20 protein-coding genes and 3 pseudogenes are annotated in these 19,793 nt (G+C 70.0%); 18 read left to right on the plus strand and 5 right to left on the minus strand.

The features are described 5' to 3' along the window. The first annotated feature begins 63 nt into the window (after positions 1-63). The 10 genes from A6A06_RS10765 to A6A06_RS10810 all read left to right on the plus strand — a co-directional run bounded on the left by A6A06_RS10765 (position 64) and on the right by A6A06_RS10810 (position 8,627). Positions 64-297 carry a phosphopantetheine-binding protein gene (locus tag A6A06_RS10765; protein WP_199930808.1) on the plus strand — a complete coding sequence of 78 codons (234 nt, stop codon included), beginning with the start codon at positions 64-66 and terminating at the stop codon, positions 295-297. Further along, entirely contained in the window at positions 294-1,430 is a 1,137-nt protein-coding gene (locus A6A06_RS10770; protein ID WP_073760989.1) for an SDR family oxidoreductase, read from the plus strand. Before A6A06_RS10765 ends, A6A06_RS10770 begins: the two co-directional genes overlap by 4 nt. After that, entirely contained in the window at positions 1,427-2,437 is a 1,011-nt protein-coding gene (locus A6A06_RS10775; RefSeq protein ID WP_073760990.1) for a nucleoside-diphosphate kinase, read from the plus strand. Before A6A06_RS10770 ends, A6A06_RS10775 begins: the two co-directional genes overlap by 4 nt. 12 nt (positions 2,438-2,449) lie before the next feature. Next, positions 2,450-3,433, plus strand: coding sequence for a ScbA/BarX family gamma-butyrolactone biosynthesis protein (locus A6A06_RS10780; protein WP_073760991.1), 984 nt, complete (start codon positions 2,450-2,452; stop codon positions 3,431-3,433). Further along, complete coding sequence (locus A6A06_RS10785) at positions 3,430-4,068, plus strand: nitroreductase family protein (protein WP_073760992.1); 639 nt, start codon at positions 3,430-3,432, stop codon at positions 4,066-4,068. Before A6A06_RS10780 ends, A6A06_RS10785 begins: the two co-directional genes overlap by 4 nt. Further along, positions 4,056-4,973, plus strand: coding sequence for a UbiA family prenyltransferase (locus tag A6A06_RS10790; RefSeq protein ID WP_199930809.1), 918 nt, complete (start codon positions 4,056-4,058; stop codon positions 4,971-4,973). The genes A6A06_RS10785 and A6A06_RS10790 overlap by 13 nt, the downstream gene beginning before the upstream one ends. 5 nt (positions 4,974-4,978) lie before the next feature. Next, on the plus strand, positions 4,979-6,238 hold the full coding sequence (locus tag A6A06_RS10795) for an amidohydrolase family protein (protein ID WP_073760994.1): 1,260 nt from the start codon (positions 4,979-4,981) through the stop codon (positions 6,236-6,238). Positions 6,239-6,362: 124 nt separating this feature from the next. Continuing rightward, complete coding sequence (locus A6A06_RS10800; protein ID WP_073760995.1) at positions 6,363-7,226, plus strand: SAM-dependent methyltransferase; 864 nt, start codon at positions 6,363-6,365, stop codon at positions 7,224-7,226. A gap of 394 nt (positions 7,227-7,620) precedes the next feature. Beyond that, positions 7,621-7,983, plus strand: coding sequence for a hypothetical protein (locus tag A6A06_RS10805; RefSeq protein ID WP_073760996.1), 363 nt, complete (start codon positions 7,621-7,623; stop codon positions 7,981-7,983). Positions 7,984-8,003: 20 nt separating this feature from the next. Then, on the plus strand, positions 8,004-8,627 hold the full coding sequence (locus tag A6A06_RS10810) for an SRPBCC family protein (RefSeq protein WP_073760997.1): 624 nt from the start codon (positions 8,004-8,006) through the stop codon (positions 8,625-8,627). 442 nt (positions 8,628-9,069) lie between these two features. Here the strand turns inward: A6A06_RS10810 and A6A06_RS42690 are convergent, their stop codons facing one another. Beyond that, the gene (locus tag A6A06_RS42690) at positions 9,070-9,411 is read right to left on the minus strand and encodes a hypothetical protein (RefSeq protein ID WP_242440681.1); all 342 of its coding nucleotides are present in this window, start codon (positions 9,409-9,411) and stop codon (positions 9,070-9,072) included. A 101-nt stretch (positions 9,412-9,512) separates the two neighbouring features. On the opposite strand from A6A06_RS42690, the gene A6A06_RS42695 reads away from it, so the two are divergent. The 3 genes from A6A06_RS42695 to A6A06_RS10825 all read left to right on the plus strand — a co-directional run bounded on the left by A6A06_RS42695 (position 9,513) and on the right by A6A06_RS10825 (position 10,854). Beyond that, on the plus strand, positions 9,513-9,998 hold the full coding sequence (locus tag A6A06_RS42695; protein ID WP_073760999.1) for a hypothetical protein: 486 nt from the start codon (positions 9,513-9,515) through the stop codon (positions 9,996-9,998). Continuing rightward, the gene (locus A6A06_RS42700; protein ID WP_242440680.1) at positions 9,911-10,117 is read left to right on the plus strand and encodes a hypothetical protein; all 207 of its coding nucleotides are present in this window, start codon (positions 9,911-9,913) and stop codon (positions 10,115-10,117) included. The genes A6A06_RS42695 and A6A06_RS42700 overlap by 88 nt, the downstream gene beginning before the upstream one ends. A 128-nt stretch (positions 10,118-10,245) precedes the next feature. Continuing rightward, on the plus strand, positions 10,246-10,854 hold the full coding sequence (locus A6A06_RS10825) for a TetR/AcrR family transcriptional regulator (RefSeq protein WP_073761000.1): 609 nt from the start codon (positions 10,246-10,248) through the stop codon (positions 10,852-10,854). A 44-nt stretch (positions 10,855-10,898) separates the two neighbouring features. Here A6A06_RS10825 and A6A06_RS10830 read toward each other — a convergent pair whose 3' ends face one another. Together A6A06_RS10830 and A6A06_RS10835 are read right to left on the minus strand one after the other, a co-directional pair. After that, a complete protein-coding gene (locus A6A06_RS10830; RefSeq protein WP_199930810.1) occupies positions 10,899-11,822 on the minus strand; it encodes an MBL fold metallo-hydrolase in 924 nt (307 codons plus the stop codon). An 87-nt stretch (positions 11,823-11,909) separates the two neighbouring features. After that, the gene (locus A6A06_RS10835) at positions 11,910-13,274 is read right to left on the minus strand and encodes an MFS transporter (protein ID WP_079193939.1); all 1,365 of its coding nucleotides are present in this window, start codon (positions 13,272-13,274) and stop codon (positions 11,910-11,912) included. Positions 13,275-14,145: 871 nt separating this feature from the next. On the opposite strand from A6A06_RS10835, the pseudogene A6A06_RS42705 reads away from it, so the two are divergent. From A6A06_RS42705 to A6A06_RS41570, 4 genes and pseudogenes are all read left to right on the plus strand, one after another. Further along, positions 14,146-14,619: pseudogene (locus A6A06_RS42705) on the plus strand (hypothetical protein); the annotation flags it as partial. Between the two features lie 135 nt (positions 14,620-14,754). Then, positions 14,755-15,021 carry a hypothetical protein gene (locus tag A6A06_RS10850; protein WP_073761003.1) on the plus strand — a complete coding sequence of 89 codons (267 nt, stop codon included), beginning with the start codon at positions 14,755-14,757 and terminating at the stop codon, positions 15,019-15,021. A gap of 35 nt (positions 15,022-15,056) precedes the next feature. Beyond that, positions 15,057-15,256 (plus strand): annotated as a pseudogene (locus tag A6A06_RS43890) (DUF6192 family protein); the annotation flags it as partial. Between the two features lie 5 nt (positions 15,257-15,261). Next, a complete protein-coding gene (locus A6A06_RS41570; RefSeq protein WP_199930811.1) occupies positions 15,262-15,708 on the plus strand; it encodes a hypothetical protein in 447 nt (148 codons plus the stop codon). Between the two features lie 51 nt (positions 15,709-15,759). Here the strand turns inward: A6A06_RS41570 and A6A06_RS10860 are convergent, their stop codons facing one another. Continuing rightward, the gene (locus tag A6A06_RS10860) at positions 15,760-16,482 is read right to left on the minus strand and encodes a dienelactone hydrolase family protein (protein ID WP_073761005.1); all 723 of its coding nucleotides are present in this window, start codon (positions 16,480-16,482) and stop codon (positions 15,760-15,762) included. A gap of 511 nt (positions 16,483-16,993) precedes the next feature. Between A6A06_RS10860 and A6A06_RS10865 the strand changes: the two are divergent. Further along, positions 16,994-17,329, plus strand: a pseudogene (locus A6A06_RS10865) (DUF1330 domain-containing protein); the annotation flags it as partial. Positions 17,330-18,290: 961 nt separating this feature from the next. Here A6A06_RS10865 and A6A06_RS10870 read toward each other — a convergent pair. Then, complete coding sequence (locus A6A06_RS10870; RefSeq protein WP_199930812.1) at positions 18,291-19,379, minus strand: alpha/beta hydrolase family protein; 1,089 nt, start codon at positions 19,377-19,379, stop codon at positions 18,291-18,293. Between the last annotated feature and the right edge of the window lie 414 nt (positions 19,380-19,793).

The raw sequence follows: 19,793 nt of genomic DNA on the forward strand, positions 1-19,793 counted from the left end.
GGAGGAACATTGACCTCACGTACGGATCCCCCCTGCCCGACCGAGGACGACACGCGGAGCAAGGTGTACGCGATCGTCGGCGCCATGGCGCCCGCGCCGGACGCCGAACTGGCCGACGACACCCGGCTGATCGCCGATCTGGCCTATGACTCGCTCCGGCTCCTCGAACTGACGCTGGCACTGGAACAAGGCTTCGGGCTGCCCGAGATCGCCCCGGAGGAAACGGCCACGGTCACCACGCTCGGCGATGTCGTGCGCATGGTGACCGCGGCACAGCAACAGGAGGCGGTTTTATGACACAGCGGCTGAAGGTTCTGGTCACCGGTGCGGCCGGGCTGGTCGGCGCGGAGGTCACCGCCCGGCTGGTGGCGGCCGGGCACGAGGTGACCGCCGTGGTCCACCGGAACTCGGCGCTGGTCCGCAATGACGGCACCCCCCTGGACATGTCCAGCGTCACGTGCCTGCCCGGCGACGTGACCAAGGCCCGGCTCGGCCTGTCCGAGGCCGGGTACGGGGAACTGGCCGCCGGCCGGATCGACCGGATCGTGCACTGCGCCGCGATCACCGACTTCGGCCGTCCGGAGGAGGTCTACCAGTCGGTCAACGTCGACGGCACCGCGCACATCGTGGAGCTGGCCCGCGACGCCGGCGCCGACCTCGTACACGTGGGCACCGCCTATGTGTGCGGTGAGCGCGACGGGCTGGTCCGTGAGACGGAGCTGGACCAGGGCCAGCGGTTCGCCAACGGCTACGAGGCCAGCAAGCTGCGGGCCGAGACGCTGGTGCACAAGGCACGGGCCGACGGGGTGCGGGCCGCGGTGGTGCGGCCCAGCATCGTCGTCGGCGACGAGCACACCGGTGTGGTGCGCGATTACAAGAACATCTACATCGTCCTCAAGCTGACCACCGAGGGCAAGGTACGCTCCATCCCCGGCCTGTACGAGGCACGTCTGGACCTGGTGCCCGTCGGCTACGTGGCGGACGTGATCACGCAGGTCACCGAGCGGTTCGACGAGGCGGCGGGCCGCACCTTCCACGCGGTGGGCTCGCCGCTGTCCCTGCGGGACTTCTCCGACGTGATGGCGGAGTACCCCTCCTTCCGCGTGCCGCGGTTCGTCCCTCCGACGAGCTTCGACGCGCAGCGGCTGGAACCGCAGGAGCGGCGGTACTACGAGCGCGTCGTCTCGCTGTACGAGAGCTACTTCCGGCGCCGGATGACGTTCGACGACTCCAACACCGAGGCACTGGGGGTTCGCCGGGCGCCCGGGGACGGGCAGGACTTCCTGCGCCGGCTGATCAACCACTGCCTGGAGTCGGGCTACCTGGGCACGCCGCTGGCCGGCGTCACGGACGTACTGAACCGGCTGGACATCACGGGTCCGGACACCACCGGCCCGGCCGCCAACGACTCGAACGGAGCCGGCCGATGACACGCGACAGCGCGGACGCCCGCCCCTTCGGCGACAGCGTCTCCCCCGCCCTCAGCTGCGAGCCGCGAAAACGCGCCCTGTTCGCCTCGGACACCTACTTCCTGGAGAGCCTCGAACAGCTCGGCGCCCTCACCGCCGACGTGGACGGGTTTCTCCACCGGCACGCCGCGCTGCTGCTCAAACCCGACGCGGTGGTCAGCAGGCAGATACCGACGACGGTCGCCTGGCTCGCCGAGAACGGTTTCCGGATCGTGGCGGCCGAACGCACCCGGCTGACCCGTACGGCCGTGCGGTCGCTGTGGTACTACCAGTGGAACCTGGCCACACCGCAGCGGCGCCGTCTCGCCGACATGTTCATGGACTCGTGCGATGCGGTGGTGCTCGTCGTGCGCCCCGTGGCGGACGAGGCCGACGCCGCGCCGGCGTCGGTCGTCATGACCCAGCGCAAGGGCCCGACCGACCCGCTGGCCAGGGTCCCCGGCCAGCTGCGTTACGCGATCGGCCGCTACAGCTACCTGCTCAACCTCGTCCACACCCCCGACGAGCCCGCCGATGTCGCGCGGGAGCTGGGCATCCACTTCGACACGGCGCTGCGGGAGCGGGTCTACACCAGCGCGCTGGCGGGCGACGACCAGTCGGCGCGGGCCCTCGAACTGGCCGAGCAGCTGCACGCCGAGGTACCGCAGCGGGACCTCACCTTCGAGCCCGCGGCGGAACGGCTCAAGCAGGCCGTGGAGGAGGCGGAGGAGTCCCTCCTCGGCAGCCCGGCCCGGGACGAGCTGCGCGAGGCCCGGCTGGCCGCCCGGTCCCCCGAGGGCTACCGGCGGCTGCTGGAAGCCGCCTGGCGGGCCGGACTTCCGCTCGACACCTGGGACGTGGTGATCGTCGGCACCCATGTCCTGCCGATGAAGCGCAAGGACCTGGCCCCCGTACTCGACGGAGTCGGCGTGCAGGACTGGCAGCTTCACATGGCGCGGCTCGAAGCCGACCGGTCCGCGGCCAGGTAACGGAGGAGAAGCATGGACACGGTGGAATTCAGCCGTACGGTGCCCCGGGAGCTCGTCCATCGGTCGAGCGTCACGGAGGTCCTGGTCACCGGCGCGCTCGCCCGGGACGACGACACCCTCGACGTCGGGGTGCAGATACCCCGCTCGCACGCCTTCTACCGGGACTCGCAGGGGTGCCGGCACCTCTACGACCCGATGGTGCTGGTGGAAGCGGCCCGGCAGACGCTCATCATGCTGGGGCACGATGTGTTCGGCATGCCGTTCGGCACGAAGTTCGTCCTGCGGGAGATCGCCCTGCACGAGACGGACATGGCCGCTCTCACCGTGCGCGGCGTACCCACGGAGGTGGTGTTGCGCTGCCACGTCCTGCGCCGCTTCGGTGATCACACGGCCGTACGGGGAGCGCGCCTGCGCTACAGCGCGCTGATCGGCGACCACGTGGCGGCGACGCTGGAATGCAGCATGTCCTGGATGCCGCCCGAGCAGTGGCAGGCGATGCGCGACCAGGGTCGTATCGATCTGGGCCTGGAACCGCAGCTGGTGCCCGAGGCCCCCGCGCCGCTGCCGCGGGTGCACCGGACCCTGGTCGACCGTCAGGACCCCTCGAACGTGGTCCTCTCCTCGTTCCAGGTCGCGCCGGGCACCGTCGCGCGAGGGACCGCGCAGCTCGTCGTCGACATGGGCCACCCCGTGCTGTTCGACCACTACGTCGACCATGTCCCCGGCATGCTGACCCTTGAGTCGTTCCGGCAGCTGGGCATGGCCACCGCCGTCGCCACCGGGGTGCTGCCGTCGGCGTCGGCCCTGCTCACCGGGGTGAGCGCGCGCTTCACCGGGATCGGTGAGCTGGATCTGCCGGTCACCTGCGAGAGCGTCCTGGCCCAGGGCGACGGGAGCAGCGCCGTCCTGCACTGCACCATGCGGCAGGACGGGCGCTCCCTCGCCGAGGGCGAAGTGCGCCTGACCCGGCCCGGCGCGGAGATGGGAACGAATTGACCAGCACCCCCGTCACCCTCGACATCGACGGGCTGCTGTCCCGTACCCCCACCGTGCGCCGCAGGCTCGACCTGTCCAGGCCGGTCCCCCGGCCGCTGCTCGCCGAGTGCCTCCAGCTCGCCCTGCACGCGCCCAACGGAGGAAACCGGCAGAGCTGGCACTTCGTGGTGATCGACGATCCGGCGACGAAGGCGGGCATCGCGCGGTACTACAAGTCCGCCTCGGACGCCTATCTCGCCACCACGTCCTCCGCGGCGATGAGCGAGAAGGCCGTGGCCGGGGTGCGCTACCTCGCCGACCACCTGCACCAGGTACCCGCGCTGGTGCTGGCGGGAATCCGCGGGCGGCTGCCCCGCGACGCGCCGCTCGCCAAGCAGTCCAGCTTCTTCGGGTCCGTCTATCCGGCGCTGTGGAGCTTCATGCTCGCCGCCCGCAGCCGCGAGCTGGGCGCCGCGCTGACCACGGTGCACCTCGCCCACGAACGCGAGGTGGCGGAGCTGGTCGGCATCCCCGCCGACGAGTTCACGCAGGTCGCGCTGGTGGCCGTCGGGTACACGACGGGGGGCTCCGGCTTCCGCCCCACCCCGCGGCAGCCGCTCGACGAGGTCGTGTCCTGGAACGGGTGGCAGAGTTGAACGGCACCCTGAAGCCCTCCCAGGTCCCGGCACGGCTGGGCCGTTTCGTACTGCGGATGTTCCGCCCGCAGATCTACGTCACCTACGGCGTGCTGTGGACCGTGACCCTGGAGGGCACCTCCGGGGAGATCGCGGGTCCCGACACGCCGTGGACGCCCTCGTGGGCGACCGCGGTGCGCGCGGCGAGCGTGGTGCTGGCGCTGCTGTTCGTCCGGATGGTCGACGAGCAGAAGGATCTGGACTACGACCGGCAGCACAATCCGGACCGGCCGCTGGTGACGGGCGCCATCACGGTCGCGGAGCTGCGCGGCGCCATGGCGCTGATCGCCGTCCTCGTCGTCGTACTGAACCTGCTGGTCTCGGCGTGGTCGGTGCTGCTGATCCTGCTCGGTCTGGGATACACGCTGCTCCTGGTCGCGCTGGAACGCTGGTTCCCGCGCGTCGGCGAGGGCCTGGTGACCGGCCTCCTGATCAGCTATCCGGTGCAGTTGCTGCTGTCGGTCTACCTCTACGTCTCGCTGCTGACCAGCGGCAAGATCGAGGCCGATCTGCGGGCCGTACCCCTGCTGGCCATGTTCGCCTGCGCCTTCCTCCAGTTCGAGTTCGCGCGGAAGACCGAGTGGCGGCAGGATCCGCAGGCGCGGCTCTACTCGGAGGTGTTCGGCCCCCGCGGCAGCGCGGCGATCAGCCTGGCTCTCGCCGTGGGCGCCGTGGTGCTGGGGCTGGCCGTGCTGGGGCGGGCGGGTCTGCTGCCGGCGGCCGCTCTCCTCTTCCCCGCGCTCGGCGCGTGGCGCTTCCTCCTGCGCAAGAAGTCGTCCGGGCTGATGCTCCCGGCGATGGGCTTCGTGCTGTTCTTCAACCTGCTGTGCTTCTACGGATCCACAGCGCTCGCGATCGGACGGTGAGACAGGTGCAGCCGGTGATCATCGACAGGGTACGGATCTTCGACGGGGAGTCGATGACGGGTCCCGGCTCGGTGGAGTTCGCCGACGGCGTCATCACGCGCGTCGTCACGGACCCCGCGCCGCGACCGCCCGCGTCGGCCGAGGTGATCGATGGCACGGGCATGACGCTGCTGCCGGGGCTGATCGACGCGCACACCCATGTGTACGGCGTCGAGAGCAACCTCGAACTGGCCCTGGCCTTCGGTGTGACGACCGAACTGGACATGTTCATGGGCCCGCCGGAGGCCACCAGAGCGCTGTGCGAGCTGGCCGCCGAGCGTGCCGACCTCGCCGACCTGCGCAGTGCCGGGCTGCTGGCGAGCGCGCCGGGAGGGCATCCCGGTGTCGGCATGCCGGATCTGCCGACCGTCGCCGGGCCCGAGCAGGCGGACGCCTTCGTGGCCGCCAGGCAGGCGGAAGGCGCGCACTTCATCAAGATCATGCTGGACGACGGCGTAAACCACGGGATGTCGCTGCCTTCCCTCGCGCCGGCGACCGTGACGGCGCTCGCCGACGCCGCGCGCCGCCGGAGCCTGCTCAGCGTGGCCCACGTGTCCGCCATGTGGTCCGCGCGGCTCGCCCTCGACAGCGGCGTGGACATCCTGACGCACCTGCCGCTGGAAGCGCCCCTGGACGAAGCCTTCGTCCGCCGGGCCGCGGACGGCGGGCGCGTCGTCATCCCCACCCTGGCGATCCTGGAACTGTCGGCGCCGCAGTCCTCCCCCGCGACCGGCGTCGGACGCTCCTGGGCGGATGACCCGCGGATCGCCGACCACCTGCCGGACCACGCCCGCGCCGCCATCGCGGAAGGCCGCGAGGGCCTGTGTGTGGAGCACCCCGTGCCCGAACACCGCTTCGGTCACGCCTTGTCGAGTGTGGCCCGACTGCACCGGGCGGGCGTGCCCGTACTGGCGGGGACCGACGCCAACCACCGGCCGGGGCGCGCCTGCCCGGTCGTCCACGGCGCCAGTCTGCACGCCGAGCTGGCCCTGCTCGTCGAGGCCGGCCTGACTCCGGCGCAGGCACTCACGGCGGCGACCTCGGCACCGGCGGCGCACTTCGGCCTCGGCGACCGCGGGGTGATCGCTCCGGGGCGGCGCGCGGACCTCGTCCTCGTCGCGGGCGACCCCACCGAGGACATCACCGCCACCCGGTCGATCGAGGCGGTCTGGCGGGGCGGCGTCCGCTTCGACCGTGAGGCGCACCGCAAGCGCGTTGCTTCATGAACGGCGGGACGAGCGGCGATACGGGCAGCGGTACCGGCAGCAATACGAGCAGCGATACGAACGGCAATCACGCGAATCACATGAACCACGTGAACAACCTGAACCATACGAAGCGGAGAACCCCATGACCAACGCACCCGAACTCCAGGCCGGTGTCAGCAGCACCGCGCTGGTCGTGGGCATGGCCCGCGCGGCCGAGAGCCGGCGGCCGGACCGGCTGTTCGAGGACCATCTGGCCGACCGTTTCCTGGAGGCGGCGGGCGTCGAGCAGCAGGCGGTGTGGAACAAGGGGCAGGGCGAACTGTTCGCCGAAGCCATGGGTGACTACTTCGCGCTGCGCACCCGCTACTTCGACGACTACTTCCGCCAGGCCGCCGCGGCGGGCTGCCGCCAGGTGGTCCTGCTCGCGGCCGGTCTGGACACCCGCGCCCACCGGCTGGACTGGCCGGACGGAACCCGACTGTTCGAACTGGACCAGCCCGATGTGCTCGCCTTCAAGGAGAGCGCCCTGGGCGACGAGGCACCGCGCTGCCGCCGCGAAGTGATCGCTGCGGACCTGCGCGAGGAGTGGACCACGGTGCTGGCCGAGCGCGGCTTCCGCCCGGACCAGCCGACGGCCTGGCTGGTCGAAGGGGTGCTGGTCTATCTGACCGAGCACGACGCCGACGGTCTGCTGAGCCGTATCAGCGCGCTGTCGGCGCCGGGCAGCCACCTCGCCGTGGAGCACGTCACCCGGTCGATGGTCAACTCCGACCAGGCCCAGCAGGCCGCGGCGGCCTCGCCGGAAGGCGTCGTGAACCTGCTGTCCTCGCTGTGGAAGAACGAGATGACGCGCCCGGTCGGCGACTGGCTCGCCGGCCACGGCTGGAGCTCCACCCAGGAGTCCCTCACCGACCTGGCACAGCGTCACGGCCGCCCCGTTCCCCCGGCCTTCGACCCGGCACTGCCCGGCACCGGCCGCGTCAGCCTGCTCACGGCGGTCCGCTGATCCCTCCCCGGCGTACGGCCGACCGATGACCGCCGCCGCCAGGTGCCCGAACAGGCGAGAGCCATCTGGCACCGGCGCGGAACACGTCAATTCCACCAGCAGCCGACGCCCCTCATAGTCACCACCCGGCAGCCGCCCGGGGGCAATCCGCCCCGGGCGGCTTTCGCATGCCCTGCCCCAGCGGCACCCCGACAGCCGGTCCGCCTTCGCCGCGCCGTATGCGTCCGGGCCGACGTGAGTGTCACTCATCCATTGACCCGCCGCGCGGCGATGGTTATAACTTATAACCACAGCACTACCTTCTAGCTCGATCTCCCGATCTCAGTGTGGATCAGGCGGCACATCCATGCCTCCGTACGGTCCATCGATCAATCGATCCGCCGAACGAGGAACCATGACCACCACAGTCACGTCACGCCACCCCCGCGCACCCCGGCACGCTCCGCTGTCGGTGACCATCGCCTCCTGGGCGGTCCCTTTCATGGTCGTCGCCCAGTACGCCCTGATCGCGGGCGTCCCGGTCGCCATCGCACTGGTCGGCGCCCTGCGTCACGTACGCGATCGGGCGGTACGCCTGGCGGCCGTCCTGGTCGCCGTTTCGTACGCCGTCCCGCTCGCCGTATGGCTGATACGGCCCGACGGGGCGCAGAGCCTGTCCAAGGACATGCACCCCGGATTCGCCGGACTCATCGTCGCCGCATCCGCCCTGCTCCTCGCCACCCTCTACCGGGCCCGGCGTCTGACACCTGACACCTGACACCTGACAAGGAAGCCACCATGACCAGCACCCGCATACGCGCCTCCCTGCTCACCCTCCCGCTCACCGCCGCGGTCCTCGGCACCGCCGCAGTTCCCGCCGCGGCCACCACCCCTCATCACGCCAAGTCCCTCACCTGCCGCGGGGCAGGCGTCGATCCCGACGCACGCGTCCGCCACCGGGCCGAGACCGTGATCCACGCGCCGCTGCGTACCACCTGGAAGCTGCAGACCGATGTGGAGCGCTGGCCGTCCTGGCAGTCCCCCGTCACGGCCTCGGAACGCCTCGACCACGGCCCCCTCCGAAGGGGTTCGGCCTTCCGGTGGACGACCCCGGTACCCCCCAACCCCACACCCGCCACCAGCCTGGACATCACCTCGACCGTAGAGCAGCTCAAACGCAACTCCTGCATCCGCTGGACCGGCCCCGCACTCGGCGAAGGGCTGCGCATCGACGGCGTCCACGTATGGAACTTCACCAAGGTCAGCGGCGGCGTCCGCGTGAGCACCGAAGAAACCCACACCGGCGAGCAGGTCGAATCGGATGTCCCCACCGCGACCCGGATCCTCCGCGAGGGCCTCGAAGGGTGGCTGCGCGACCTGAAGGCCACCGCCGAAGCCTGCGCCCACAACCGGCCGTACTAGAAACCACGAACCACGACACGTCCTGGCGGAGCGGGCACAAGGAGCCGGAGCGAGGGGCAGGCGGCATGGCGCGGCGCGCCTTGTGCACGGTCGCGCCTGGCCGTCGTCTGCCGCACCGGGAAAAACCGGCGGGGCGCGCCGCCCTCGACTGGGCCGACAGCCTGAAATCCGAGCCCGTCGGAAGCGCCTCGAAGCCTCAACCGCCCAGGCCGCGAAATCGGGACGAATAGGATCAGCGCGCCGGCCGGAGCGGCGAACACCGCGCCGACGACACGCAAGGAGCACGCATGACGACGGCGTCCCCGCCGGGCCCGACCCCCGCCCAGGTCACCATGACCCTCGCCGCACTCGCCGCCACGGCGGCGACGCCCCACCCGTCGGGCGAGACCCTGGCGGACCAGGCCCAGCGCGCCCTGTCCGGCATCACCGCGCAGCTGAGCAGCTATGCGACCGAGACGGGAAGCACCTGGCAGCCGGTGTGGCTGGCACTGAGCCCGGACAACGCGAACCTGGTGTACATCGCCCGTAACCTCGACAGCTCGAACCAGTTCGCCGTGGCCGTACGCGGCACGGTCGGCAGCCCGACCGACATCATGGAGGATCTCGACGTCGGCACGGTGGTGCCGTTCACCGCCGGAGGGTCACCGTCCCCCGTGGCCGTCTCGGCCGGCGCCATGGCCGCGTTCACGCAGGTCGTCAACACGCCCGGCATCGCATGGTCGCCCACCGGGCAGATCCCGGGCGACGAGCCCGGCCGGTCGCACATCACCGTGGCGCCGGGCACGACGCTCCCCCAGGCGCTGGCCGAACGCACCGCAGTTCGCGCTCATCACCTTCGCCACCCCCACCGCCGGACTGCAGGGCTTCGCCGACTATCTCGACTCGTTGCCGCTCAGCATGAACCAGCGCTACGTCAACGCCTACGACGTCGTACCGCTCGCCTGGTGCGATCTGCCCGAAGCCGAAGACTGGTACCCGCCGTCCGAGGGCCCGGTGGCGAACCTGGACGTGAAGGCCCTGCTGTCGGAGATCGACCTGCTCAAGAAGCACAACGTGTACGTGCAGCCCAGCGCCCAGGGCACCTGCTCGATGAACACGGACTACTCGCTGTACGACCACGAGCTGGTCAACGAGACCCTCGACGACTTCCTGGGCCAGGTCGCGGTGCAGCATTCCAACTCCGTGTATCTGACGCTGCTGGGCGCCCCCGCCGCCCTGTCCGGGCCGGTGGTGACCGCGGCGCCGTCACACCGCCGCAGGGCGGGCCCGGTGACCAGGTCTTCATCACCGGCTCGGGCTTCGCTGACGGGGCCACGGTGCAGTTCAAGGAGGACCTCGCGGGCGGGGTCGGCGTCCGGTCCCCGACCCTGATCAAGGCGCTGGTGCCGCGCCGGACGCTCTTCGAATCGAGCACGGTGGACGTCACGGTGACGGTCGGCGTGGCCACCACGCCGACCGGCTCGGCCGACGAGTTCACGTACACCCGTTGAAGCCGTGTCCGCCCTCGCACAGCGGGGACGGCGCGTGCGGACCGCCCGCCCGTACCGGTCCGGCATTGACGGCCGGGACGAAAGGCATCAAACTGGATCAGTCACTCCATAATATAGGAGGTCTGTCCGTGTCTCCCGCCGGCCGTCCCCGCGCCTTCGCCATGGAGGCCGTCCTCGAATCCGCGATGCTGCTGTTCTGGGAACAGGGCTACGAAGCCACTTCGCTGGCTCAGCTCCGCCAAGCCACAGGGCTGTCCTCCGCGAGCCTCTACGGCGCCTTCGGCTCGAAGGAGGGCCTCTTCGAGAAGGCCGTCGAGCACTACATGTCCGGTCCGGGCAGCGTCACCGACGCCGTGGCCGACGCGTCGGTGAGCCCCCGTGAGGCTGTCGCGGGGCTCCTGCACGGGTCGATCACCATGCAGACCGACCCCTCCCACCCCCGCGGCTGCCTGATCGCGCTCGCGGGAACGGTCCGGGCCCCCGGAGCGGCGGAGGCCAGGGCGCGCAAGGTCGTGGCGGCGCGCCGCGCGACGGACCGGGCGCGCATCAGAGCGTGCGTCGTACGGGGCATCGCCGCGGGGGAACTCGCCGAGGACGCCGACATCGAAGGGGTCACGTCGATGATCCATGGCTTCCTGCTCGGCGTTTCGACGCAGGTGTGCGACGGCACACCTGCCCGGGACCTGCACGCGGCGGCCGATGCCGTACTCGCGAACTGGGCGGCGCCGGTGCGCTGACGCGCACCGGCGGGCGGCGGACACCTCACCCAATTGCGGACACCTCACCCGGTTGCGGACGCACCGTCCGCCGCGTCCGCCCACGGGCGCCAGTTGCCGCCGTCCACGGTGCCCAGTTGCTGATCGGCGAAGTGCACACCGAAGCCGAACACCTGGTCCCGGGAGAGGTGCTCCACGAGCTGACGCCGTGAGCGTTCCGCCCCGTGCCGGTCGTGGTCGAGGACCACTTCCCAGTCCGGGTGCTGGACCTGGGCCGGTGAGTGCATGGCGTCACCGAAGGCCACGACCTGCCGCCCGTCGCCGGAATCGAGGACCCAGGCGGTGTGACCGGGCGTGTGTCCGGGCAGCGACCAGGCGCGGACACCTTCGGCGATCTCCGTTCCGTCGGCGACGAACGTGATGCGCTCGCCGCCGCCTGCGAGTCGAGGGGCGGACCCGGCGGTCATGGCGTCCGCCTCGCCCGCGCCGAGCATCCATCGTGCCCGCGGGAACAGGCTCCGGCCGTCTTCGGCCGCGTCGGGCCGGGCCCATCCGGTGTGGTCGTCGTGCAGATGGGTGAAGGCGACCATGTCGATGTCGGCCGGGTCCACACCGAGGCTCGCGAGGGAGGCGGGCAGGTCCTTGACGTGGTCGAACGCGTGCTGGAAGTGCTCCAGGTCGTCACCCGAGATACGGCCGTGGCCGGCGTCTATGAGCAGACGCGTGCCGCGCCGCTCGACGAGCAGGGCACCGCATCCCATGGCCAGGTGGCCGCCTCCGGTCAGGTGCGTGCGGTGGCCGCTCCAGTCCCCGTCGGCGGACGCGGGGTAGACGCGGGTCGGGATCATCGCGACACCCGCGTCAGGGACGTAGCTCAGGGTGAGTTCACCGAGGGTGCGTGTCCAGAGGCCGGGCATCCGCGATCCCGAGTCGTCGGGGCTGCTCGTGGAGTCGGCGTTCGGGGCGGTGTTGTGCGTGTGCGGTGCCATGAGGACGTGCCTTTCGTCCGCGTTCGTGGAAGTGTCGGAAGCGTCATTCGCGCGTCTGTTGTTCATGCGCGCGTCATGCGTCATGCGTCATGCGTCATTCGGCCCGAGGGCCGGGGTTGGGGTCGGAGCCGGGACCGAGGTCGGGGTCGGAGCCGCGGCCGAGGTCGACGTCGGAGCCGAGGCGCTGCCCGCGGCGCCGCCGGCCAGGAGTTCGCGTATCCAGATGCCGACGCCGACCAGGGCGATCACGGCACCAAAACCGCACACGCCCAGCCACCCCACCAGCGGGTACAGTGCTGCCGCCAAGGCCGAGGAGACCGCACTGCCGGCGAACGCGGAGACCATGAGGGCCGTCGTCACGCGGCTCCGGGCATGCGGAACCCGGTGGTAGAGCGCACTCTGATGGCTGATCAGCAGGGCCTGCTGGGCGAGGTTGAGCGCCACGATGCCGATGATCAGCGCGGCCAGGCCGACCGGCCCGCCCACGCCTCCGAGGGCGAGTACGGCCCAGCTGACCGTCAGCAGGACCAGCCCGCCGGTGACCACCTGCCTACCACGACCGCGGTCCGCGAGCCGCCCCGCCGCCATCGCGGCGGCGGCACCGGCGACCCCGACCAGGCCGAACAGGCCGATGACGGCGGGGCCGTACCCGTACGGCGGGTCGGCCAGCAGGAACGACGACGCGGTCCACAGGGTCGTGAAGCAGCCCATGCCCACCGCGGCCAGGCCCATACGCCTGCGCAGCAGCGCTTCGGTACGCACCAACGTCAGCACCGAACGCAGCAGTTGCGGGTACGGCGCGGTCTCCGACGGCGGAACAGGACTCAGGACCAGACGCAGCACGACCGCCAGCACGACCATCAGAACGGCCGCGACGACGAACACCAGTTGCCAGGCGCCGATCTGGGCGAGCAGTCCGGCGACGGTGCGCGCGACCATGATCCCGATGAGCAGCCCGCTCATGACCGTGCCCACCACCGTGCCGCGCTCGTGGTCCTGGGCCAGCGACGCGGCCAGGGGCACCACGATCTGCGCCACGGCGGACGTCATGCCGACCACCGCGACCGCGGCGAGCAGCGGGCCCAGCGAGGGCGCCGCCGCCGCGCCGAGGAGGGCGACGGCACTCAGCCCCAGCAGCACACTGACCAGGCGGCGTCGTTCGAGTACGTCCCCCAGGGGGACCAGCAGAGCCAGCGAGAGCGCATAGCCGACCTGCGAGGCGGTGACGATCAGCCCGCCGGCCCCCTCGGTCACCCCGAGCGCGCGTGAGATCACCGGCAGCAGGGGCTGGGCGTAGTAGATGTTCGCCACCGCCGCGCCGCACACCACCGCCAGCAGCAACACCGTCGCCCGACTCAGCGGCGCACGGCCGGTGTCCGGCTTCTCCGCAGCCTCCGTCGACGACGTGGAAGGGCGCTCCGCTCCGCGCGGTACGAATTCTGGATCGTTCATGCCGTAATCCTCGACGCAGCCGGTCGCGAGCGTCAACCTGTTTTGGATCGAACGATCCACAAGTGAGGAAGCACACGCCCCGGGGCGCCGTTCCGAGGCGCGAGAGCCATCTGCCGTGACGGCCGTCCCCCGGTAGCTGCCGCCGCCGCTGCCCCTTCCGCCTCCTCTTCCGCCTGACTACGGCACCGCGCGCACAGCCGCCCCCGCAGAGGCGATGTCGAGGCCGACGACAACCACACCACCGTCCCAACGACCACGCTCCGAGACCGCGATACCGATCAGCGCCAGCTCCGCGACCCGGTCACGGAGGCTGCACCGCCTGGAAGAGAACCTGGGCGCACTCGACGTCGAGCTGACAACCGGCGACCTGCACCGGATCGAAGAGACCGCGGCCGACATCCGGATCCAGGGCGAACGTCTCCCTGAGCAGTTGCAGTCACGGTTCGGCCGCTGAAAGCCTGCTCCGACTCCTCAAACCGCAGGTCACCACACCGACGATGGCGGCCAGGAAATCCCAACGCTGCCGTTCGTGGAACCGTCTCCGAGACGGTTCCACGAACGGCAGCATCCTCTTCCTGATTGTGGAGGACTCCCGGGAGGCCCCTGGAAGGGCGCCAAGGAAGACCGTCCCCAGAGGCAGCCAGTGCGGCACTCCACTCCCCGAGGGCAGCTGCCGATCACGCCGGTACTGCTCAGCGGCCTGCCGCACGAAGACGTAGCGGTGGCGGAGGAAGCGCGAGCAGTGGTGGCGGAGCAATGTCGAGTTCGCCGCCGCACTGCGGGAGGCCCGCCCGTACCGTCGGCCGAAGGTCCGGTGCCCGGTCTGCAACGGCTGGTGGGTCGTCGGTGAGGTCTGAGCGGCGAGGGCCTCGACGTCCGCTGGCAGTCGTTCCTGCGCAGGTTCGACATCGAGCACACCTTCCGGCTGATAAAGCAGCCCCACGGCTGGACCCGCCCGAAACTCCGCATCCCCAAGGCCGGAGACCGCTGGACGTGGCTGATCATCGCCGCCCCTGGGAGAAGCCGACCGAGCCCGCCCGGCTCACCCCCGCCCGCGTCCGCCGAAGGTTCGGAGCCTCCTCCCGCACCTGTACTGTCCGGTCCGGTCCGGTCCGGTCCGGTCCGCGCACCGAAACCCTCAACACCCGGACCAGGAAGACCACTGGTCTTGAAGAACCACCGCCCCACAACCCGCTACGACGTCGGGAAAACGACCAGACGACCGGACAGCATCACCAAGCGCGACAGCCTCAGAGGTGATCGGTGGCCTTCTGTGCCTGGTGAGCAAGTTCGTTCGCCAGGGGTCAAGGTTGGGCGGGTTCAGGTCTGGTCGGGGTGTCTCTGATGCGCATCCAGGAGTCTTTCGGTCATCTCTGGTGACCATGACGCATACGTCGGGCTCTGCTGTCTGTACGGGCCGGGCCGGAGCTTCCCCGGCCGTTGAGGTATCGCCCCTTCGGCCCGTCCGGGGGTGAGTGCCGTGGCCCAGACGATCGGAAGCGTGCTACGCGACCGCTTCAACGTCCTGGTGGACCAGTCCTTGCAGCCCGTCAAGGTGATGACGGGCTGCCAGTTCGCCGCGAAGGACGCAGCCCTGGAGATCGCGCCGCTGCGCGCTCACGGCGGGAACATGGCGCTGGACGAAGGCGAGGGGCTGGGGGTGGAGGACTCGTTACGCCTGTTCGCCGAGGAGATAGGCCTGTCGTTCCATACGGTGCGGACGTATCGGCGAGTTGCCGCCCGGTGACCGAAGGACCAGCGCCAGGGCGGAGTCTCCTTGAAGTGCATCGGATCCAGGCATCGGCGCCGGACACGTACGAGCTGATCCAGCATCCGCCGGTCAATGAGCGGACAGGGGTGTCCCGGTGGAGCGGGGACACCGCGAAGCGGGTGGCGGGCTGGCCAACCGCGATCCCCTCTCGGTGGCGGAGAAAGTCGAGGCGATCCGGGACCTCGCGCAGGACGAGCAGGTGGCGGCCTTGGTGGCATGTGGCCCGCTGCACCGGCCGGAGGTCGCTTTCCGAGCGATGCACGACCCCAAACCCGTGCGCTGGTCAACCAGGCTCAGCTCTGCCAGGCCGAACTCGTCGAAGAAGGCGACGGTGAGGACTGGTGGGACGAAAACGACGACGCGGAAGAGAAGGACGGTGTTGTAGATCCTGTCGCGATCGTGCCGGGATTTCCACCGGGCGATCGGGCGATGGAGTTAACGGACTTGATCGGGATCTGCCAGGGCTTCGTGACCGGGACGATCCGGCTGGTGCCGAAACTGCCCGGCCGGGAGTTCTCCGAGTCCCAACTCACTTTGGTTCACGGAATTTGGAATGTGCAATGTCACAGGTCACCGGATCTGACCCAGGCACGAGCCACACCAGAACTCCCGAGAAGCACGGTGATCAGCGTGCTGGTTCACTCCGCTGCTAGAGCTCTCTGAAGGACTCCGGAGCTGCCTCGGAGCAGGAGTGAACGCCAGAAGCCGATCTGATCACTCTGTTACGGGCAGGCATTCGGCGAGCAGATCGACGATGTCGCGCCAGGCTCGCCGTGCGTGTCGTGGGTGGTAGCCGACGCCCGGGGGTGTGGTGTGGTTGACCGGTGGGTGGTGGAAGGCGTGCAGGGCCCCGCCGTAGACCACGCAACGCCAGTCGACGCCCGCGTCCCGCATCTCGGCGGTGAACGCTTCCCGTTGCGCGGGCCCCATGATCGGGTCTTCCGATCCGACCCCGGCCCACACGGGGCAGCGAATGCGTGCCGCCTCGCCCGGCCGGCCCGTGGTCAGTGCGTTGACCGTACCGATCGCGCGCAAGTCGACTCCGTTGCGACCGAGTTCCAGGGCAATCGCGCCCCCGGTGCCGTAGCCGATTGCGGCGACCCGGTCGAGGTCGGCCCGCGGTTCGGCGCGCAGCACCTCAAGTGCCGCATGGCCGATGCCCCGCATCCGGTCGGGGTCTGCGAGCAGCGGCATGCAGCGGGCCAGCATCTCCTCGGGGTCGTCCAAATAGCGCCCGCCGTGGAGGTCAAAGGCCAGCGCCACATACCCCAGCTCAGCCAGAGCATCGGCCCGGCGGCGCTCGACGTCGCTGAGCCCCATCCCCTCAGGCCCGATCAGGACTGCGGGCCGACGCTCATCACCGGCAGGGAGCGCGAGGTGCCCGATCATCGCGAGACCATCGGCCGGGTATTCGACCGTACGTGTTGTGATCGTCATGAGGTTGGACCGTAGTGACCATCCAGCCAGGTCGGGCCGGTGTTCACCGTCGGCAGAAGGCGGTCCGTCGGTCGCGACTGCACGAGAATTGCATCGGCTCCCCCAATGACACCTCGATCTCACAGAGCGTTATAGACCGACGGTTCTGGCATAGCTACTCACCTCCTCCGACTCCACGCTCCCAGGCTGCCACCGCGGCCTCGGCCGTGGCCCTCGGCAACCGCACGGTGACCCGGCCCGCCTGGGACCGGACACACCGTCCAATCGCCGCCAGCGCTTTCGCGTCTTTCCGGTATCTCGCGTACTGCTCCTGGCTGTCCACGCGGCGAGGCCATACAGAGCTGACGACCCATCACCAACGGATAACCGCGCGAATACGGAACTCACAACTTCGCCGGGGCACCGCTCCGTTCGGGCCCAGGACAGCGCGCTTACCCGCGAGGTAATCGCCCCCGGCGCGCCGTCCTGCCACGATCGGCGCAGTACGGAACCGGCCGACCGGAAGGACACCATGACCGCCTACGCCATAGCCCACCTGCAAGAGGCCACTCCGCATCCGGACATCGTGGAGTACGTCGAGCGCATCACCGCCACCTTCGAACCGTACGGCGGCCGCTTTCTCGTGCACGCCACGCAGCACGAGGTGAAGGAAGGCAACTGGCCCGGGAGCGTCGTGATGATCTCTTTCCCCGGGACCGCCGAGGCACAGGCCTGGTGGGACTCGCCCGCCTACCAGGAGATCGCGCCGCTGCGCTCGCGGCATGTCGAAGGCGACATCATCCTCGTCGAAGGCGTTCCCGCGGACTACGACGCGACCGTCTTCGCCCAAGCGATGCGGGAGGCCCTGCCCCCCCGCGGAATAGCCCCCGGGGTCCAGACGCCATTCCCGCCGCGGGCCCGCCCCCGTACCGAATCGTCTCCGCGCCGTCGCTTTCACCGGTGGCAGACACGTCACGGGACGGGGAGCGAGAACCCTTCTCCGGAATGGCGCCATGCTCCCCCCTCCTCCCCTCCCCCCCCCGCACGGATGATCCGTACGGGATTTGCAAACGGTTCAACCAACCCGATCGGCAGCCGCATCATCCTCCCCGGTCTTGACTGGCGTTTGGTGGGAAGGGAATGCACGAGGCGTCCGAAGAAGCAGCGCGCATGCCGGTTCGCAGATCGTCACAGCGAAGGGCGTGAGGGACCTGCGAACGGGCGTGGGCGAAGACACGCCGCCAACCGTTCGGCAGTGGCTGGCGAATTTCCGCGCGGCCCAGGTGCCGAGAGTCTGCCTCCGGATGTCTTGTCGGTCCTGAATGATCTTGCGAACGAGCTGGACACGGCCGGCCTTGACGCCAACGAGTAGGCGTCCACCGTCCCGCGACTGACAGGCCGTTACTCGCTCTTCCCTGCTCCGTCCCCCGGGCCCCTGCGCGTCGCCCGCCGTGCTCTTCTCCAGGACGGCGAAGTCGACCGTGACCTGGTCGTCCTCTACTCCGGTCACGGAGATCGTCATCGGCTTGTGCTTACCCGTGATGCCGCCGGCGGTGCACTGCACTCTCTCCGAATTCTTCGCGTGCAAGCCCGCTCGGCAGAGCTCGCACCGGACGGCTGGCACCGCCGGCCGCCCGCGAGACCAGGAGCCCAGCGCAGCGCCCCTCAGCTCCGCCGTACCGCCACCCCCTACACCGCTCCGCACCTCCATAGCTCCACACCTCCATCCCTCCGTCCCGGCGGCCAGTCGCCCTGCGCACCCCAGGCCAAATCCATCACCGGTACGCAGAAGGCGAATCACGTCACCTTTGACCGGCCGCGGGTCCGGCTCATGGCGAGGTGGGGAAGGAGCGTGCAATCTCCGGAAGTGACCGCTGGAACGCTGCGTAATGGCTGACGTCGCCCTCGTCGACGACCCGGGCGCTGCCGCCGTGTGCCGACACCCGCTGCGCGCAGTGGCGGCTGTTGGCTATGGGCACGTCGTGATCGCCGCTGGCACTGTAGAGCGTTACGGGCACGTTCGGCTTCCAGTCGCAGGTGAAGTCATTGCTGCGCAATACCGCCAGGAGCCTGCCGCTCGGGTTCTGCAACTTCGTGTGCCACTGGTCGGAGAGCAGTTCCGGAAGAGTTTCCGGCAGCTTTCCCGCGATCTGCTCCGCGGGATGGTTGCTGTCGAAGAGCTCTTCCACATGCTCGGCGCACGGGGCGCGGAAGACCTGGCGCGGGTCGGAGTAGAGATGGTGCAGGCGGTTCTGTGCGGTGAGGAAGTAGGCGGTGTAGAAGACGGCCGATCCCGGGCCGACCCGTCCGTCAAAAAGGCCGGGCAGCTGGCTGCTATCAAGGTCGTACGCGCCACCGACCGCCGCCACACCGCGCAGGTGGAAGCGTGTGTCGGCATCGGAGTTCAGAGTACGGCCGAGCGCCATGGCTACCTGCCCGCCCTGTGAGAAGCCCGTGGCATAGACCCGCCCGTCGAGCGTCCGACCGAGCTTCGGTGCTGCGGTGTGAGCGGCGCGGAGCATATCGAGGGAGGCGTCGGCCGCGGAACGGTTGTCGAGGTAGGGGTGAGGGCCCGGGCCCGTACCGAGGCCGAGGTAGTCGGGAGAGACGGCCGCGCGTCCGGCCGAGGCGTAGAGGAGGGAGACAGTCCGGTCCGGGCCGTCCGCGACGGATGCCGCATAGCCGCGGTAGGCCAACGTGCCGTGTCCGTGGACGACGGTGGGGAGCCGGTGCCCTCCGCCGCGTGGCAGCGTGAGGAGACCTGACGCGGTGGTCGGGCTCCCGTCCGGGGCGACGGTGCGGTAGGTGAGACGATACGCGGCGACGCCGTGCCGGGCGGTGTCGGTTGGATAACCCGCCTTCTGCGCTTCCTTGACGACGCTTTGGTAATCCCGCTCGCCGAGCGGTGTCACAGACATCAGCTCACCACGGGAGCGCCCCCGCTCGGCTCCCTCCCCTGCGGCGGGCAGGGGTGGGAACGTGACGAGCACGGCGAACGCGGCCGACGCAACCACGGCTGCTCTGCGCCGGCCGGTGCCTCTGCGGCAAGGGGCGCTGCCAACACGGCTTCCGGCTTGCTCACTGCGCGTTTTGACGGGAAGTGATCTCATACCTGAAATCTAGAGATCGGCACCCAGCAGCAGAATGCGGAAAACCGCACACTCCACCTGCGGAAAACCACACCTCTGGTCCCCTTCCGCGCGGCTTGGGCAAGCGGGAATGGCCGTGCACGCCCAGGAGCGGGGCCCGGCAGAGTGGTCGGCTACAACAGCAGCGCGGTCGGCTCTACATGACCGCCACAATTGCGCGGGGCCCTAGGCGCTGTTTCTCGG

This window comes from Streptomyces sp. CB02923, from assembly GCF_001905005.1.
Lineage (GTDB): Bacteria > Actinomycetota > Actinomycetes > Streptomycetales > Streptomycetaceae > Streptomyces.